Annotated in this window: 17 protein-coding genes; 9 read left to right on the forward strand and 8 right to left on the reverse strand. The window is 60.7% G+C overall.

Annotated elements, in window-relative coordinates:
• The first annotated feature begins 165 nt into the window (after positions 1-165).
• Complete coding sequence (locus SB822_RS43345) at positions 166-690, forward strand: hypothetical protein (RefSeq protein WP_007588173.1); 525 nt, start codon at positions 166-168, stop codon at positions 688-690.
• A 130-nt stretch (positions 691-820) separates the two neighbouring features.
• Here the strand turns inward: SB822_RS43345 and SB822_RS43350 are convergent, their stop codons facing one another.
• Entirely contained in the window at positions 821-2,371 is a 1,551-nt protein-coding gene (locus SB822_RS43350) for a 2-isopropylmalate synthase (protein WP_007588175.1), read from the reverse strand.
• Between the two features lie 163 nt (positions 2,372-2,534).
• Here SB822_RS43350 and SB822_RS43355 point away from each other — a divergent pair, with 163 nt between their 5' ends.
• Positions 2,535-2,897, forward strand: coding sequence for a hypothetical protein (locus tag SB822_RS43355; protein WP_143327383.1), 363 nt, complete (start codon positions 2,535-2,537; stop codon positions 2,895-2,897).
• 617 nt (positions 2,898-3,514) lie between these two features.
• Here SB822_RS43355 and pssA read toward each other — a convergent pair.
• The 6 genes from pssA to SB822_RS43385 form a co-directional block, all read right to left on the reverse strand.
• Positions 3,515-4,387, reverse strand: coding sequence for a CDP-diacylglycerol--serine O-phosphatidyltransferase (pssA, locus tag SB822_RS43360; RefSeq protein WP_007588176.1), 873 nt, complete (start codon positions 4,385-4,387; stop codon positions 3,515-3,517).
• Positions 4,388-4,407: 20 nt separating this feature from the next.
• Entirely contained in the window at positions 4,408-5,046 is a 639-nt protein-coding gene (locus SB822_RS43365) for a phosphatidylserine decarboxylase (protein ID WP_007588177.1), read from the reverse strand.
• Positions 5,047-5,163: 117 nt separating this feature from the next.
• The gene (gene ltrA / locus SB822_RS43370) at positions 5,164-6,864 is read right to left on the reverse strand and encodes a group II intron reverse transcriptase/maturase (protein WP_090838154.1); all 1,701 of its coding nucleotides are present in this window, start codon (positions 6,862-6,864) and stop codon (positions 5,164-5,166) included.
• A gap of 1,158 nt (positions 6,865-8,022) precedes the next feature.
• On the reverse strand, positions 8,023-9,039 hold the full coding sequence (gene ilvC, locus SB822_RS43375) for a ketol-acid reductoisomerase (RefSeq protein ID WP_007588179.1): 1,017 nt from the start codon (positions 9,037-9,039) through the stop codon (positions 8,023-8,025).
• Positions 9,040-9,142: 103 nt separating this feature from the next.
• Positions 9,143-9,634: an acetolactate synthase small subunit gene (gene ilvN / locus SB822_RS43380; RefSeq protein WP_007588180.1), complete on the reverse strand. Its 492-nt coding sequence runs from the start codon at positions 9,632-9,634 to the stop codon at positions 9,143-9,145.
• Positions 9,635-9,745: 111 nt separating this feature from the next.
• Complete coding sequence (locus tag SB822_RS43385; RefSeq protein ID WP_007588181.1) at positions 9,746-11,509, reverse strand: acetolactate synthase 3 catalytic subunit; 1,764 nt, start codon at positions 11,507-11,509, stop codon at positions 9,746-9,748.
• Between the two features lie 420 nt (positions 11,510-11,929).
• On the opposite strand from SB822_RS43385, the gene SB822_RS43390 reads away from it, so the two are divergent.
• The 4 genes from SB822_RS43390 to SB822_RS43405 are packed head-to-tail and all read left to right on the forward strand — an operon-like array spanning position 11,930 to position 14,281.
• A complete protein-coding gene (locus SB822_RS43390; RefSeq protein WP_007588182.1) occupies positions 11,930-12,493 on the forward strand; it encodes an RNA polymerase sigma factor in 564 nt (187 codons plus the stop codon).
• On the forward strand, positions 12,490-12,918 hold the full coding sequence (locus SB822_RS43395) for a DUF3619 family protein (protein ID WP_007588183.1): 429 nt from the start codon (positions 12,490-12,492) through the stop codon (positions 12,916-12,918). The genes SB822_RS43390 and SB822_RS43395 overlap by 4 nt, the downstream gene beginning before the upstream one ends.
• Positions 12,919-12,935: 17 nt before the next feature.
• Entirely contained in the window at positions 12,936-13,694 is a 759-nt protein-coding gene (locus tag SB822_RS43400) for a DUF3106 domain-containing protein (RefSeq protein ID WP_410857550.1), read from the forward strand.
• Between the two features lie 53 nt (positions 13,695-13,747).
• Positions 13,748-14,281 (forward strand): RDD family protein, encoded by a 534-nt coding sequence (locus tag SB822_RS43405; RefSeq protein WP_410857551.1) that lies wholly within the window; start codon positions 13,748-13,750, stop codon positions 14,279-14,281.
• Positions 14,282-14,385: 104 nt separating this feature from the next.
• Here the strand turns inward: SB822_RS43405 and SB822_RS43410 are convergent, their stop codons facing one another.
• On the reverse strand, positions 14,386-14,622 hold the full coding sequence (locus SB822_RS43410; protein WP_114221061.1) for a hypothetical protein: 237 nt from the start codon (positions 14,620-14,622) through the stop codon (positions 14,386-14,388).
• A gap of 146 nt (positions 14,623-14,768) precedes the next feature.
• Between SB822_RS43410 and SB822_RS43415 the strand changes: the two genes are divergently transcribed.
• From SB822_RS43415 to SB822_RS43425, 3 genes are read left to right on the forward strand one after another with little or no spacing between them, the layout of a single operon-like run.
• Positions 14,769-15,710, forward strand: coding sequence for a UDP-2,3-diacylglucosamine diphosphatase (locus tag SB822_RS43415; protein ID WP_410857552.1), 942 nt, complete (start codon positions 14,769-14,771; stop codon positions 15,708-15,710).
• Positions 15,711-15,745: 35 nt separating this feature from the next.
• On the forward strand, positions 15,746-16,777 hold the full coding sequence (locus SB822_RS43420; RefSeq protein WP_007746276.1) for a glycosyltransferase family 4 protein: 1,032 nt from the start codon (positions 15,746-15,748) through the stop codon (positions 16,775-16,777).
• Positions 16,778-16,817: 40 nt separating this feature from the next.
• Positions 16,818-17,531, forward strand: coding sequence for a diacylglycerol kinase (locus SB822_RS43425; RefSeq protein ID WP_410857553.1), 714 nt, complete (start codon positions 16,818-16,820; stop codon positions 17,529-17,531).
• Positions 17,532-17,769 lie beyond the last annotated feature (238 nt).

Genomic DNA, 17,769 nt, shown 5'->3' on the forward strand with positions numbered 1-17,769 from the left:
TGTCGATCGAAGCGCGGATCATAGGACGGCGCGCGGGCCGCAAGCAAGCGAATAGCGCGCGAAGGCCCGTCCCGGCGGGCGAATGCCCGAAAATCTTTTGACGCGGCGCGTGTCAAAATATCAGCCTAGAACAACAACCACTCATCGAACACCACCGGAGGTGTCATGTTCAACCGCCTTTCATTCGTGCGCCCGGCGCGCGGCGCGCTAGCGGCTCTCGCGTGCGCCGTGACGCTCGCCGGCTGCGCGCAGCCCTGGCAGAACTATCAGGCGGGCGCGGATCAGTCGACGATCGTCGCCCGCCTCGGTCCGCCGCGCGAAGTGTACGACCTGCCCAACGGCGGCAAGCGCCTGATGTGGCCGACGCAGCCGATGGGCGAAACCACCACGGCCGCCGACGTCGACGCGTCGGGCAAGATCGTGAACGTGCGCCAGGTGCTGCAGCCGAACGAGTTCTATCGCGCGGAAATCGGCACATGGACGCGGGACGACGTGCTCGTCAACTTCGGACGCCCGGTTGAAACGAACTATTTCCCGTTGATGAAGCGCGAAGTGTGGACGTATCGGTATCTGGAAGACAACGTCTGGTACATGATGTACAGCTTTTATTTCGACGATCAGGGCATCCTGCGTCTGACGCAGAAGACGCCCGATCCGCTGCACGATCCGGATCGCCGCAGCCTGTTCTGAGTTGCTTCGGCGTCAATCGGAAAAGCCGCCTCGCAAGGCGGCTTTTTCATGATTTTTCATCGCGCATGCACAAAGAAAAACCCCGCCGCAGCGGGGTTTTCTCATTGCGACTGAACACAGCAAACGCGCATCAGATTTCCGAGCGTTGCGGATTCAGCTTGTCGTATCCGGAATACAGACGGTTCAGCGCCGAGATATACGCCTTCGCCGATGCGGCGACGATATCCGGATCCGTGCCGACGCCGTTCACGATACGTCCCGCCTTCGACAGGCGCACGGTCACTTCACCTTGCGCCTGCGTGCCCGTCGTAATGGCGTTGACCGAGTACAGCAGCAGTTCCGAGCCGCTGCCCACTTCCGTTTCGATCGCGTTCAGCGTCGCGTCGACGGGACCGTTGCCGTTCGCTTCGCCGACCACTTCCTTGCCCGCGACCGAGAACACGATGCGCGCATGCGGACGCTCGCCCGTTTCCGAATGCTGCGACAGCGACACGAACTTGTAATGCTCCCGCTCCTGCGCTTCAGCCGATTCTTCCGTGACGATCGCGATGATGTCCTCGTCGAAGATTTCGGACTTGCGATCCGCGAGTTCCTTGAAGCGCTGGAACGCGAGGTTCAGTTCGGTTTCGCTGTCCAGCGAGATGCCCAGTTCCTGCAGACGCTGCTTGAACGCGTTACGGCCCGACAGCTTGCCGAGCACGATCTTGTTCGCGGTCCAGCCCACGTCTTCCGCGCGCATGATTTCGTAGGTGTCGCGCGCCTTCAGCACGCCGTCCTGGTGGATGCCCGACGCGTGCGCAAACGCGTTCGCGCCGACTACCGCCTTGTTCGGCTGCACGACGAAACCCGTGATCTGCGATACGAGCTTCGATGCCGGCACGATCTGCGTCGTGTCGATGCCGAGATCGAGACCGAAATAATCCTTGCGCGTGCGCACCGCCATCACGATTTCTTCGAGCGACGTGTTGCCAGCGCGCTCGCCGAGCCCGTTGACCGTGCACTCCACCTGACGTGCACCGCCGATCTGCACGCCTGCCAGCGAATTCGCGACGGCCATGCCGAGGTCGTTATGGCAGTGCACCGAGAACACGGCCTTGTCCGAGTTCGGAATGCGTTCGCGCAGCGTCTTCACGAGCTGGCCGTACAGTTCCGGCACACCGTAGCCGACGGTATCGGCGATATTGATGGTCGTCGCGCCTTCCGCGATCACGGCTTCGAGCACGCGGCACAGGAAGTCCATATCCGAGCGGCTGCCGTCTTCCGGCGAGAACTCGACGTCGTTCGTGAACTTGCGCGCGAAACGCACGGCCAGCTTCGCCTGCTCGAACACCTGATCGGGCGTCATGCGCAGCTTCTTTTCCATGTGCAGCGGCGACGTCGCGATGAACGTGTGGATGCGGAAGTGATCGGCGGGCTTCAGCGCGTCGGCGGCGCGCTGGATGTCCTTGTCGTTCGCACGCGCGAGCGAGCAGATCGTGCTGTCCTTGATCATGCCGGCGATCGTGTGGATCGCATCGAAGTCGCCGTTCGAGCTGGCGGCGAAGCCTGCTTCGATCACGTCGACTTTCATCCGTTCGAGCTGCTTCGCGATACGGATCTTTTCTTCCTTCGTCATCGACGCACCGGGCGATTGCTCGCCGTCACGCAACGTCGTATCGAAAATGATGAGCTTGTCTGCCATCTCGGGTCTCCAGGGGGATTCGGTCAATTTGAATTGGAAAACGGAATTCGAGTGTTTGCGCCATCACCGCAGACGACGCTAAACAACGAACGAGGCAGACGGAGGGCGAAAACGATCAGCGCGGCAGGCGCGCTAGAGCTAGCGAGCGTAGTAGCTTGCCAGCTTGAAGAGACAGGAAGGGGAACTTGGAAAGTGCCATGCCAGAGACTATAGCGGCAATGCCGGAAACGTGCAATTGGGGGCCCTGCGGGTCGGGCTTTTTGGTTTGGTTTTGGGTTTTTGCTGCGCGGGCGGTTTGGTTGAGGTGGCTTTGCGCTGGTATTCGGGTTGGCGCCTTCGCGGCGCGGGCGGTTTTGTTTGGTGTTTTGGTCTTTGTGCTGGCATCCGCGGTTTGCCTTCGTGCTTCAAGCGTCGCCGTTTGGTGTTCTGGCCTTTGCGCTGGCGTCCGCGTTACGTCTTCGTGCTTCACGCGTTGCCCCTGTGCGGGGCGGCACCTACTTTTCTTTGCCGCCGCAAAGAAAAGTAGGCAAAAGAAAGCGGCTAACACCGCTAATTCTTGTGTTTGCCTGAGGGCCCTCAACCGGTCCCACACTTCACACGGCAACGTCTTTGTTCGCGTTCGTTGCCAACGCTTTGAATACACGCCTCACCCACTTCACACACCCGCACAAGGGCTAGCGGCAGCGAATGGTTTCTGCCGCCCAGGTGGCAAACTGTGTGTAGGTTGTCGCGTCGTATAGCTTGGCGCTCTTACATGGTGGAGCGCGTGCGCTATTGGTCCGAAGTGAGGCGTGTGTAGCGCTACGGCCTACACACAGTTTGCCACCTGGGCGGCAGTGGAATATCTGGCACGGCGTGTTGCGACGCGGACGCGTGAAGCGGGTGAGGCGTCAATTCAGAGCGTTGGCAACGAACATGGGTCACGTGATTGCCGTGTGAAGCGTAAGACCCTTTGGGGGCCCTCAGGCAAATACAAGAACTGGCGGTGTGAGCCGCTTTCTTTTGCCTACTTTTCTTTGCGGCGGCAAAGAAAAGTAGGTGCCGCCCCGCACAGGGGCGACGCTTGAAGCACGAAGGCATAGCACGGATGCCAGCGAAAAGCACAAGCAAACCACCCCAGCGTCGCAGACAACCCAAAAAACCTTAACCCGGCCGCTGCGAGGAACGAGCCGGATTCCCCATCCCCCTTACCACGCGATACGCCCAAAACACATACCCCGACAGGCCATAAAGCACAAACAGCCCAAACAGCATCAAAGGCGGATCCGACGAAACCAGCACAAACGCAACCACCACAAGCAAAATCGCCGCAAACGGCACGCGATGCCGCACATCCAGCGCCTTACCACTATAAAACGGCGCATTCGACACCATGGTCACGCCAGCGTAGATAGTCAAAGCAAAAGCAACCCACGGCAGCCAGACCAGCTTCAAAGGCACGCGATTATCGGTAGCAAGCCAGACAAAACCGGCGATCAACGCAGCCGCAGCCGGGCTCGGCATACCCTGAAAGAACCGCTTATCAACGACACCAATATTCGTATTGAACCGCGCCAGCCGAAGCGCCGCGCCCGAGCAATAAACAAACGCCGCGAGCCAGCCCCAGCGCCCGAGATCCTTCAGAATCCACTCATACATCACAAGCGCCGGCGCAACGCCAAACGACACCATGTCCGACAGACTGTCGAACTGCTCCCCAAAAGCGCTCTGCGTATGCGTCATACGCGCAACACGCCCATCCATGCCATCGAGCACCATCGCGACAAAAATCGCAATCGCAGCGACTTCGAAACGCACGTTCATCGCCTGCACGACGGCGAAGAACCCGCAGAAAAGCGCCGCCGTCGTGAATGCGTTAGGCAGCAGATAAATCCCGCGCTTGCGCAGAAACTGCTGTCGCGCGGCGCGCCGGCTGTCGATCACGGATTCCGTGACGGCGGACGGCTTGTTGCGCCTGAACGGTCGCGGCTGCGGCGCACCGCTGCTACGAGGACGACGCGGTTTGAATGCGGCCATCGAACCCTCCCTGTGCCGCTTTATAGTTCAGCCAGAACCGTGGACGAAGCCGAAACCTTCTCGCCGATCGACACACGCGGGCGGCTGCCCACGGGCAGATACACGTCGACGCGCGAACCGAAACGGATGAAGCCGTAGCGCTGGCCGCGCGTAAGCGGCTCGCCTGCCCTGACGTAGCAGAGAATGCGCCGCGCGATCAGGCCCGCGATCTGCACCGACGTCACCGTCGCGCCGCTCGCCGTTTCGATCACGACCGCGTTGCGCTCATTCTCCGTCGACGCTTTGTCGACAGCGGCGTTCAGGTACGCGCCCGGAAAATATTCGACCTTCGAGATTGCGCCATCGACGGGCGAGCGCTGCGAGTGCACGTTGAACACGTTCATGAACACGCTGATCTTCAGCGCTTCACGGTTCGCGTACGGATCGTGCGCGGTTTCGACAGCGACGATGCGGCCGTCGGCCGGGCACAGCACCGCGTTGGCCTGCGTCGGGATGGGACGCGCCGGGTCGCGGAAGAACTGCACGACGAAGATGAGCAACAGCCAGAAAATCCAGGCAATGCCGAACCCTGCGATGAAGTGGATCAACAACGCAACGACGGCCGCGATGGCAATGAACGGCCAGCCTTCGCGCGCGATGATCGGATGAGGGTAGTTCATAAATGGGTTCAGTCTTTTTGGAGGGTAGCCCCCCTTCCTCGCGGAAGAGGAGCCCCCTGAGAACCGTACGTGCGAGTTTCCCCGCATACGGCTCAAATCTACAAACAAAGCCCGGTCTTAGAACCGGGCCGGCTTAGTTACTACAATTTTACCTGCGTGCACCTGCCGGTGACAGTCCGGGTGAAGCAAGACCCTGTTTGAGAGAGCGTCTGACCCACCATGCATCCGATATTCCAGATGATGGTCATGCCAACCGGTCTCCCGTGTCAGGGCACAGCCACAGTGCGCACATAACCCGCCCTGCGACATGTACAACGAGACCCATTGCCGTCGGTGCCGCATCGAGTGCTCCATGCGTGCCTCCCGCAACTGCTCGCCGTACTGCTCCCACTCTGGGTCAAAGGGATTAAATTCCCCTTTGACCTTCCTGTGTCGCCTGATGTCAGTACCGCTGAGCTGGTACAACTCAAGCAAACCCTTGTTTCCATCTTCACGAACTATCGGAACGGCGAACACCCAATGCCGGCTACCTTCCGAGTGAAAATATTTCCTTCTCACCCAGTCGGCGCTCTTGTTCGGATGCCGCCTCTTCGACCACCGCCAAAGCCTCCGGAAAATCAGAGACTCCATGCGGCTGTACGCCTCTTTGGCGACCACGGGGCTGTGATACTGCGCCCATCCCCGTAGCATCGGGTTCAGCAGTCGAATCAGATTCTCGTGCTTAACCGTCTTGTTGCCGTTGATCGTTTCCGCCACCTTGCGGTAGAACGCTTGCGCATTCTTCTTGCTCGGCTTGATGAGCAGAGTTCCCGAGTACTTCCGGAAGTTCCACCCAAGGAAATCGAAGCCTGCGTCGATGTGTGTAATCCGCGTTTTCTCCTCAGAGAGTTGCAGCCCGCGAACAGCCAGGAATGCCTCCACCCAAGGTCGGACCTCTTGTTCCAGTATCTCTTTCGAGTCACCGGTGATCACGAAGTCGTCCGCGTACCGCACCACATTAACCTTCAACTTCTTAGCCTTCGCGACCCCGAGCTTCGCACCAAGGTGCGCGACCAGTTGCCGCTCCAACCCATTCAACGTCACATTCGCCAGCGTCGGGGAGATGATCCCTCCCTGCGGCGTACCGGCTTCAGTCGCCTGTAGCTGCCCTTTGTAAATCAGGCCAGCCTTCAACCACTTCCGGAGGATTTCCGTGTCCATGGGGACATGGCTCTCCAACCAATCATGGTTGATGTGGTCAAAACAGCCCCTAATATCCGCTTCCAGCACCCAACGAGCTGAGCCCTTTTGGGACATGGCAACGAAAATCTGCGACATGGCGTCAGCCGTCGAACGGTTCAACCTGAACCCATAGGAGTTCGGGTCGCTCGTCGATTCCGACACCGGCTCCAGAGCCAACAGATACAAGGCTTGCATCGCCCTGTCCCGCATGGTCGGAATGCCCAGAGGGCGTTCCTTCCCGTTGGCCTTGGGGATAAAGACTCTCCGTAGAGGCAGGGGCTTATATCCGCGCCGTTTCAACCTGCCGATGGCGTTCCACCGGCCTTCAGGCGAATCCCATAGCTCGCGATCGACTCCCGCCGTTCGCGCACCCTGGTTCTGCGTAACACGTCGTACCGCGTACAGCTTCGCGGACAACGTGCGGGTCAACATCCGTTGCAGGGCCTTCACCCTGCGCCAGTCGTTGTCCCGCGTCGCCTTCGCAATTCGAATCTGCATCCCTCTCACGTTCCGTTCAACCCGACGCCAATCTACGGCGTGCCAGTTGTCTGGTGCGTGGGAAAGCGCAGATCCATCCTTTCGGACAGATACTTTCATGCTGCTCTCCTACTCGAAGAAGTGAGGCCCGAGCGGAGAACAGATCGCCCCTTGCGGGAGCGATCTGCTCCCGCGCGGGGGTTAAAGACTTACGCTAATGGCAAGGACGCCATCAGCAATCACTTTTCCAGCTAAAGGGCTAGTCAGCCATCTTGCGACGGTAGACCAGACGGAAGTCTGCCCGCTTTCGCGTGAGGTAATGTCGCAACCCCTATCCGATCCATTACAGACCGGCCTTCGCTTTTTCCGTCATCCCATACCTGCACAATTAACAGCGTCCCTCACGGTTCGCCTGCCAGCCAAACTACGGCCGGCAACCATACAGGCTTACCACGTTCCCGGCATGTCACACGACTGACTTAGGTTCTGCCTATTCCCCAGCGGTCCAATGACGACGTAACCCGAATTTACAGCGGGTTATCCGACCGCACACCTTTTGGTTGATGCCTATCAGCAGCTTTGGCACCGTCCTACTTACGAGGTTTATCAGCAGTTCACTTCCGTTAACCGTATCAGCCAGCCTAGCGTCTCAACCCCAGTGCTGCTGGGAGTCTCCGAGGGACGGTCTCACGACCGTCACCCCGCCCTGAACGTCGGGGACTACATTGTCAGAGAAGCTTCACACCTCACCGTTGCCAGTGACGCATGTCCTCCTAGGCTACTGCTGGTCGTACAGCAGGTTCACTTCACTCGCCAAGCTGCCGGCGAGGCCGAACAATGACACACCGAGCTTTTCGCTCGTATCGCGTAGCGAATTCACCTTCCTAGGGCGGTGAAATTGCAAACAACACTCCGCTTTGTCAGCGGAGGTGAAGCCGCTGACTGGGCGGGATCTGGCGGTAACCAGATCATTGCAATGCGTTCCCCGACCATGCAGCGCCGAGGTTCGCTTCATCAAGGGAATGGCCAAGGCCACCCCTACTTCTACAAGGGCGCGACCCACAAGGGGGCCGCCTGCGGAGGGCATGGCACTCGAAACCGAAGTTCCGAGCGATAACCCTCTAGTCGATGCCTCATAACGCGAGGCTCACGGACACGAGCGTGCGTGTCGCACGTAAAACCGTAGGATAGCAAAAGCCGTCCAGGGTTCAGCACACCTGGACGGCTTTTTGACGCTTCCGGCGCATTTCGTGCGCCGGAGCAAGAAAAACGGGCAGATTAGTTCTTCGACTGATCGACCAGCTTGTTCTTCGCGATCCACGGCATCATCGCGCGCAGCTTCGAGCCCACCTGCTCGATCTGGTGCTCAGCCGTGATACGGCGACGCGATTGCAGCGTAGGCGCGCCAGCGCGGTTTTCGATGATGAAGCTCTTCGCGTACTCGCCCGTCTGGATATCCTTCAGGACTTCCTTCATCACCTTCTTCGTTTCATCCGTGATGATGCGCGGGCCCGTCACGTACTCGCCGTATTCGGCGTTGTTCGAGATCGAGTAGTTCATGTTCGCGATGCCGCCTTCGTAGATCAGGTCGACGATCAGCTTCAGTTCGTGCAGGCACTCGAAGTACGCCATTTCCGGCGCGTAGCCCGCTTCGACCAGCGTTTCGAAACCCGCCTTGATCAGGTCGACCGTACCGCCGCACAGCACGGCCTGTTCGCCGAACAGGTCGGTTTCCGTTTCTTCGCGGAAGTTGGTTTCGATGATGCCGGCACGGCCGCCGCCGTTCGCCGCTGCGTACGACAGCGCGATGTCGCGTGCTGCGCCCGACTTGTCTTGCGCGACTGCGATCAGGTGCGGAACGCCGCCACCTTGCGAGTACGTGCCGCGCACCGTGTGGCCCGGGGCCTTCGGCGCGATCATGATGACGTCCAGATCCGCGCGCGGGATCACCTGGCCGTAATGCACGTTGAAACCGTGTGCGAACGCGAGCGCTGCGCCCTGCTTGGCGTTGCCGTGCACTTCCTTCGCGTAGACCTCGGCGATCTGCTCGTCGGGCAGCAACATCATTACGACGTCGGCGCCCTTCACGGCTTCAGCCACTTCCTTCACCGTGAGGCCCGCGTTCTCAGCCTTGCTCCACGATGCGCCGCCCTTGCGCAGACCGACCGTGACGTTCACGCCGCTTTCCTTCAGGTTCAGCGCGTGCGCATGGCCTTGCGAGCCATAACCGATGATGGTGACCTGCTTGCCTTTGATGAGGGAGAGGTCGGCGTCCTTGTCGTAGAAAACTTTCATGTCTGTTCCTTGGCGAAATTCAGAAAAAATGTTGCGTGTGTAGTGCTTGGGCCGGGCGCTTGACGCAACGCCCGGCGCGGATCGAACCGATGTTGCCTGGCCGTTAAACCTTCAGGATACGCTCGCCGCGTCCGATGCCGGAACCGCCCGTGCGGACCGTTTCGAGAATCGCGGTGGCGTCGAGCCCTTCGATGAACGCGTCGAGCTTCTCGCTCGCGCCCGTCAGTTCGATCGTGTAGGTCTTTTCGGTGACGTCGATGATGCGGCCGCGGAAAATATCCGACATCCGCTTCATCTCCTCACGTTCCTTGCCGACCGCCCTAACCTTGATCAGCATCAGCTCGCGCTCGATATGGGCGCCCTCTGTCAGGTCGACCACTTTCACCACCTCGATCAGGCGGTTCAGATGCTTCGTGATCTGTTCGATCACGTCGTCCGAGCCAATGGAAACGATGGTCATGCGCGACAGCGAACGGTCTTCGGTCGGCGCCACCGTCAAGGTTTCGATGTTGTAGCCGCGTGCGGAAAACAGGCCAACCACGCGCGACAGCGCGCCCGGTTCGTTTTCCAGCAGAACGGAAATAATGTGTCTCATGTTCGCTTCTTCCAGATATCGATGTATGCGATGCGTGCGTTCCACACCGCTCCGTCCGCGCTCACCTTTTGTGGAGATGTGCATGACGGAGCCGGCGCAGGAAAGCGCTCGTTATAGATCTTCCGATCCGAGGAGCATCTCCGTGATGCCCTTGCCGGCCTGGACCATCGGCCAGACGTTTTCGGTCGGATCAGTCTGGAAGTCGAGAAACACCGTGCGATCTTTCAGGCGCAGTGCTTCCTTCAACGCCGGTTCCACGTCAGCGGTCTTTTCGATCCGCATACCAACGTGGCCGTACGCTTCGGCGAGCTTCACGAAGTCGGGCAGCGCATCCATGTACGAATGCGAATAGCGCTTGCTGTATTCGATCTGCTGCCACTGGCGCACCATGCCCAGATAGCGGTTGTTGAGCGAAATGATCTTGATGGGCGTGTCGTACTGCTTGCAGGTGGACAGTTCCTGGATGCACATCTGGATCGAGCCTTCGCCCGTGATACAGAGCACGTCGTCATCCGGGTGCGCCATCTTGACGCCCATCGCCGCGGGCAGGCCGAAGCCCATCGTGCCGAGACCGCCGGAGTTGATCCAGCGGCGCGGCTTGTTGAAGCGATAGAACTGCGCCGCCCACATCTGGTGCTGGCCGACGTCGGAACACACGAAGGCATTGCCGTCCGTCAGTTCCCACGCCTTTTCCACCACGTATTGCGGCTTGATGATCTCGCTCTTGCGGTCGAACTTGAGGCAGTCTTTCGAGCGCCACTCTTCGATTTCCTTCCACCAGTCGGCAAGCGCCGCGGTGTCCGGACCATGCTCGGCCGTCTGCAGTTGCTCGATCAGTTCCTTCAGTACTTCCTTCACGTCGCCGACGATCGGAATGTCGACCTTCACGCGCTTCGAAATCGACGAAGGGTCGATGTCGATGTGAATGATCTTGCGCGGACGCGACGAGAAGTGCGCCGGGTCGCCGATCACGCGGTCGTCGAAACGCGCGCCGATTGCGATCAGCACGTCGCAGTGCTGCATCGCCATGTTGGCTTCGTACGTGCCGTGCATGCCGAGCATGCCGAGGAATTTCTTGTCCGACGCGCGGTAGCCGCCAAGACCCATCAGCGTGTTCGTGACGGGGTAGCCGAGCAGATCGGCGAACTGGTTCAGTTCGCGCGACGCATCCGCGAGGATGATGCCGCCGCCCGTGTAGATATACGGACGCCTGGCCGACAGCAGCAGCGCGACGGCCTTGCGGATCTGACCCGAGTGACCCTTCGTGACGGGGTTGTACGAGCGCAGCGACACGCTTTTGAGCGGTTCGTACTGGCAAGGCGCCTTCGACACGTCTTTCGGAATGTCGATCAGCACCGGGCCGGGACGACCGGTACGGGCGATATAGAAAGCTTTCTTGACGGTGGCGGCGAGATCGCGCACGTCCTTCACGAGGAAGTTGTGCTTCACGCAGGGACGCGTGATGCCGACGGTATCGCACTCCTGGAACGCATCCTGCCCGATCGCAGCAGTCGGCACCTGGCCGCTGATGATCACCATCGGGATCGAGTCCATATAGGCCGTCGCGATGCCCGTCACCGCGTTGGTGACGCCGGGGCCGGAGGTCACGAGACAGACGCCGACCTTGCCGGTCGAACGCGCGTAGGCGTCGGCGGCGTGAACCGCGGCCTGCTCGTGGCGCACGAGGACGTGCTGGAATTTGTCCTGCTTGTAAAGCTCGTCGTAGATGTAGAGTACCGAGCCGCCGGGATAGCCCCAGACGAATTCGACGTCTTCGTCGGCCAGTGCCTTCATGAGCACGGTGGCGCCGATAGAGTCAGCTTCGTGATGTGGAGTGGTATCCGACGTGGAGAATTCCGCGCTGGGCATATTCATCGTTCACCTTTCGAATTTTCGGCAAAAAATTGATCGGGTGCTCTCTGCCGGGCTTGTGGCTCGGGTTCAAGCGGCGCGTCCAGTTTGACAGGAAGGCTTCTTGGGCCAACCTCAAATGAGACAAGTCACTTATGTTGCGAACCGTAGACGATATCTACGATAAGTCCGATGGTCAAGCAAATATTTCCATGATTGACGGCAAACCCGGTTTCGTCGTCCACTTCTGACCGTTTTACATACGCGTTACGCGCGCCTTTCGGACGTCTTGCATGGAACGGCATATTTCGCGGCCGAAGTTCGATTCAAGGCAAAAGCCTGCCGCGTTTTTCCCCGGCTCGGGTGAAAGTTTGTTAGCATCCGCGAGTTTTACGACATTTTTCGACCGATTCCGCGCACACTCGCTGCGCCGACCCCCAACGGATGGCATCAGACAAGGAACTCGCCGATTTTCTGGCGGGCGTCGAAAGGCGCGCGTTCAAGCAGACCGTCTACGCCGTGCGGGACGATGACGCGTCGCTAGACATCGTGCAGGACGCGATGATCAAGCTCGCCGAAAAATACGGCGACCGTCCTCCCGCTGAGCTACCGCTTTTGTTTCAGCGTATTCTCCAGAATGCGATGCACGACTATTTCCGTCGGCAGAAGGTGCGCAATACCTGGGTGACCCTGTTCTCGTCGCTGGGCAATGCCGACGATGAAGACTTCGACCCGCTGGAGACGTTCGAAAGCCAGGACGGCTCGACGGGTGTGGAAAGCAGCGAGCAGCGGCTCGAACGCGAACAGGTCCTGCAGTTGATCGACGACGAAATCCAAAAGTTGCCGGCTCGTCAACGGGAGGCGTTTCTGATGCGTTACTGGGAAGATATGGATGTCGCTGAGACTGCCGCCGCGATGGGCTGCTCGGAAGGCAGTGTGAAAACGCACTGCTCGCGAGCCACGCACACGCTGGCGCAAGCGCTCAGGGCCAAAGGAATCACGCTATGAGCTCCGCTCCCGAAACAAAAGAACTCGAGTTTGCGCTGCAGCTTCGGCGCGCGCTCGACGAAAACGCTGCCCGCATTCCGCCCGCTACGACCGACCGGCTCGCCGCCGCGCGCCGCGCCGCACTCGCTCGCAAGAAGCCCGAAGCCGTGCACGCGCCCGCTTTTGCGCCCGTGTTCGTCGGCGCGGGGACGCTTGCCCACATGCCGCAACCGGAACCGTCGCGCCGTCTGCCGCGCCTGCGCAAGCTCGCGCTCGCCTGGCCGGTGCTCGCGCTCGTCATCGGACTCGCGGGCATCGCGTGGTGGGAAGACCATCAGCGCACGGCCGAGCTCGCCGATATCGATGCCGCGATGCTGAGCGACGACCTGCCGCTCAATGCCTATCTCGATCACGGGTTCAACGCGTACCTGACGCGTAACCACTGACCGGGGAGAGTTGACGGGTGAGTTACAAGCGCGGCCTTGCCGTTGTGTCCGGATGCGTGATTGCAGCCCTGGTGTCATTCGCCGCCACCTATCCGCGCTTCTACCCGACACCCACGCCCGTCGCGGCGCCCGCCAGCGGTGCACCCGCGAAGGCGGCCGCCCCGGCGTTGACCGTCGACCTGCCGGGCTTGCCCATCTCGACCAGTCCGCTCGCGTGGTCGAAGCTCTCCAACGCCGAACACGTCGCGCTCGCGCCGTTTGCAGTGCAATGGGACGCCTTCAGCGAGGAGCGCAAGCGCAAATGGCTGAAAATTGCGTCACGTTATCCGAAGATGACGCCGGAAGCGCAAAAAATACTGCACGAGCGCATGGCGGAGTGGGTGCGCATGACGCCTGAGCAGCGGCGCGTCGCGCGAGAAAACTATCAGGTCTCGAAAGAACTGCCGCGTGAGGCGCGCCAGAACGCGTGGAAGGCATACCAGCAGCTGCCTGAAGAGCAGAAGCAAAAGCTCGCCGCTAGCGAGCGCAAGCGCCGGCCGACGGTCGTCAGCGCGCCGCCCTCGGGCAAGTCTGAGATCAAGGACATCAACCGGCTCGTGAACGGCAAGGACAAGCTCGCGAGCGTACCTGTGTCGCCGGCGACGGCAGGCGCTTCCGCCGGAGTCGCGGCGCCCTCGCCTGGTGCGCCCGCCATTCCCGCCACCGGCAGCTTCGTGCCGGCGACGCCGACACCCGTCTCGCCTTCCGACGCGCCGTCCATCTTCAACGGCTCATAATCCCTCTGCGAGCCTGCGTCGCGGGCTCATCAACGGCAACCGAGGCCTAGCCAGTGTCCACTTCCGTCGACTCCGCAGCCGTGCCGCTCCAGCCCGAATCCGTAGAACCCTCGACGCCGACCGTGCGCCGGCGGCTCGCCGCGCTGATGTACGAAGGTGTGCTGCTGTTTGGCGTGGTGTTCCTCGCGGGGTATCTGTTCAGCACGCTTACGCAGCAGCGCAATGGGCTGACTCATCACAACTGGCTCGCGGCCTGGGTGGGGCTGGTGGTCGGGGTGTATTTCGTCTGGTTCTGGACACACGCCGGCCAGACGCTGCCGATGAAGACCTGGCGATTACGGGTGGTGGGCGCCAGGGATGGCGGGCGTGTTTCCGTGCTGCGCGCGGTGTTGCGGTATGTGCTCGCGTGGTTGTGGTTTTTGCCGCCGCTGGCGGTGCATCCGCTTTTTGGACTTACGGTGCCGCAGACGCTGATTGTCGCTCTCGTGTGGTTCGTTTTATATGCGGCCGTCGGCCGGGTCGGCGTGGCCCGGCAGTTTCTGCATGATCGGCTGGCGGGGACTAAAGTCGTTTCGATATCGCGGTGAGCTTTTTTGCCTGCGGCGGTTTTTTGCTGTCGATGTGGTGGTTGCTGCTTCGCCGTTTGGTTTGCTTGGGTTTGCGCTGGCATCCGCGCTATGGTGTTTGCCGGTCAAGCGTCGCCCCGCACAGGGGCGACGCTTGAAGCACGAAGGCAAAGCGCGGATGCCAGCGCAAACGCCAAAACACCAAAACACCAAACGGCAACGCGCACAGAGTCTCGATATCGGTGGTGGCGCTCCCGCCACTGTAGATCGAATAGCCGCCCGGCCGTATCCAGCCCGGCGACGAGCCGCGCGGCGCCCATCACGCCAACCATCACCGCGAGCGCCACGATGATCGACGGCATCCGCCCTCACGTGATCACGAACCCATTGATCGCAACGTCGCATCGAGCCGACAATTCCCGATCCGTAATAAGAACTTCTCGTGAATGTCACGGCTCCGTCATGCAGCAATGGCGCAATGCGGGTACTGAAACTCGACGCGTGAGCCATGGACAACAACACGTCCGCGACTTCCCTCTTCCGCCAGAATGGCCCGAGCGTCGATCCCGTCGCTTTCGGCCCCCGCACCCCCTCAGTTGGCCTGCCGCCGCTTCCGCATCTGCCGGTGACGCCAACACCTTCCGAAAGCGATCACGACGACGGTCATGAGAATTCGCACCGCTATCGCACCATCTGGCTCTCCGACATTCACCTCGGTTCCGGCGGCTGCCAGGCGAACTATCTGCTCGACTTCCTGCGCCACAACGAATCGGAGTACCTGTACCTCGTCGGCGACATCATCGACGGATGGCAGCTGAAGAAAGGCTGGTACTGGCCGCAGGCGCACAACGATGTCGTGCAGAAGATCTTGCGCAAGGCGCGCAAGGGCACCCAGGTCGTGTACATCCCCGGCAATCACGACGAAGGCGCGCGCCAGTTCTGCGATCTCGCGTTCGGCGACATCCACGTGCGCGGCGAAGCGTTCCACACGACGCTGCAGGGCAAGCGCCTGTGGATCGTGCACGGCGACCTGTTCGACGGCGTGATCCAGCACGCGAAGTGGCTCGCGTATCTCGGCGACACGCTCTACACGATGATCCTCGTGCTGAACCGCTGGTTCAACCGCATCCGCATCAAGCTGGGCTTCCAGTACTGGTCGCTGTCGCAGTACCTGAAGCATCAGGTGAAGAACGCTGTGAACTTCATCTCGGCGTTCGAGAACGTGATGACGGATGAAGCGCGTCGCCGCGGCTGCGACGGCGTCGTGTGCGGGCACATTCACAAGGCCGAGATCCGCGAGATCGACGGCGTGCTGTATTGCAACGACGGCGACTGGGTCGAGAGCCTGTCGGCGCTCGTCGAGACCTATGAAGGCGAGCTGAAGGTCATCTACTGGACCGTGATGCGCTCGCCTGAAGCGAACGCGACGAAGGCCCGCGCCACGGCGTGACCGCACACCACCACCACTACGAGAGGGCCAATCGCATGAAGATCATGATCGTCACCGATGCGTGGGAACCGCAGGTCAACGGCGTCGTCCGCACGCTGAAGAACACGACACGCGAACTGATGGCGATCGGCCACAAGGTCGATCTGCTGACGCCGCTCGAGTTCAAGACGATTCCGTGCCCGACGTATCCGGAGATTCGTCTTTCGCTGATGCCGCGACGCCACTTGCGCCAGCGCATCGACGAGTTCCAGCCGGACGCGCTGCATATCGCGACGGAAGGCCCGCTCGGGCTGGCCGCGCGCAAGTATGCGATCGAGCACAAGCTGCCGTTCACGACGGCCTATCACACGCGATTTCCCGAATACGTCGAGGCGCGCTTCGGCGTTCCCGTCGCGTGGACGTACCGCTTTCTGCACTGGTTTCACAAGGCATCGCTTGCCGTGATGGCGCCGACGCCGGTCGTCAAGACCGACCTCGAAAAGTTTGGCTTCACGAACGTCGTGTTGTGGACACGCGGCGTCGATCTCGACATCTTCCGGCAAATGGAATCGAAGGTGCTGAACACCGCGCGGCCGATTTTTCTGTACGTCGGGCGCGTGGCCGTCGAGAAGAATGTCGAAGCGTTCCTGAAGCTCGATCTGCCCGGCTCGAAGTGGGTCTGCGGTGAAGGCCCGGCGCTTGCCGAACTGAAGTCGCGCTATCCGGCCGCCAACTATCTCGGCGTGCTGACGCAGGCCGAGCTCGCGAAGGTCTACGCGGCCGCCGACGTGTTCGTGTTCCCGAGCAGGACCGACACATTCGGTCTCGTGCTGCTCGAAGCGCTTGCGTGCGGCACGCCTGTTGCGGCGTATCCCGTGACGGGTCCGATCGATGTGCTCGGCGACGGTGGCGCGGGCGCGATGCACGAAGACTTGCGTGAAGCGTGCCTGCAGGCGCTGAAGATCGATCGCAATGATGCGCGCGCGTGGGCAGAACGCTTTTCGTGGGCGGCTGCGTCCGAGCAGTTCGCTGCGCATCTGAAGCCGCTGTCGCGTCCCGCTTATCGCGAGGAAAGCGCCGCCGCCTGATCCGCCCGACGCGCAAGCGCCCTCACTTCTCGCCACGCCCATGCAAACGAGACAATCGAACGCATTGCGCGCTCCGCAGGAATCGCTGCGCGACGCGAAGACGGCAGTATCGGACGCGCAGCCGTATGGCGAACCGTTCGACGATGCGCATGATATGCACGAGGACGGCGCGCCGCGGGCACGGGCGCGGTATGCTGGAGAGCCCAGCTCTGCTCCTGTTTCTGCCATGTCATCTACTACGCGCGATGCCGCGCCGGACGGTAAAAACGCGCTGAATGGCGCGCAATCCGACGCGGCGGAATCGCTCGAGCCATTGGGTCCCGATGATCCGCTCGCGCCGCTGCCCTTCAATCCATACAAGGGCAATCGCGGGATCACCCGCGCGTGGCATGCGATGAAGAATTCGTTTGCCGGGTTTCGGGTCGCGATTCGTGAGGAGAGCGCGTTTCGGCAGGAGCTGACGTTGGCTGCGATTCTTTTGCCTTGCGGCGTTTTGGTGCCTGTCGAGCCGGTGTCTCGTGTTCTGTTGCTTGGATCTGTGTTTCTTGTGCTGATTGTCGAGTTGCTCAACTCGAGTGTTGAGGCGGCTATTGATCGGATTTCGCTCGAACGCCATGAACTGTCGCGGCGCGCGAAGGATCTTGGAAGTGCCGCTGTTATGGTTGCGCTTTTTATCTGCGTGATGACGTGGGGTTTGCTCGTTGGGCCGCTTGTTGTGCATTGGGTGAGTGGGTGGGTTCGGGATATGCAGTAGAGGTGGTTTTTCGTTTCGATGTGTCTGCGACGCTGGGATGGGCTGGGTTGGTTTGCTTTGGTTTTCTCTGGCATCCGTGGTTGAGCGTTCGGGGCGCGGGCGGTTTGGTTGTTTTGGCTTCGTGCTGGCATCCGCGTTTTGCCTTCGTGCTTCATGCGTCGCGGGCCTGTCATAGATTTTGTGTTCAAGGCATAACATGTAGCTCAAGGAGCATGTATGCCACGCAAACCCAAGACGA

The organism is Paraburkholderia sp. SIMBA_054, assembly GCF_046534875.1.
GTDB classification, from domain to species: domain Bacteria; phylum Pseudomonadota; class Gammaproteobacteria; order Burkholderiales; family Burkholderiaceae; genus Paraburkholderia; species Paraburkholderia hospita.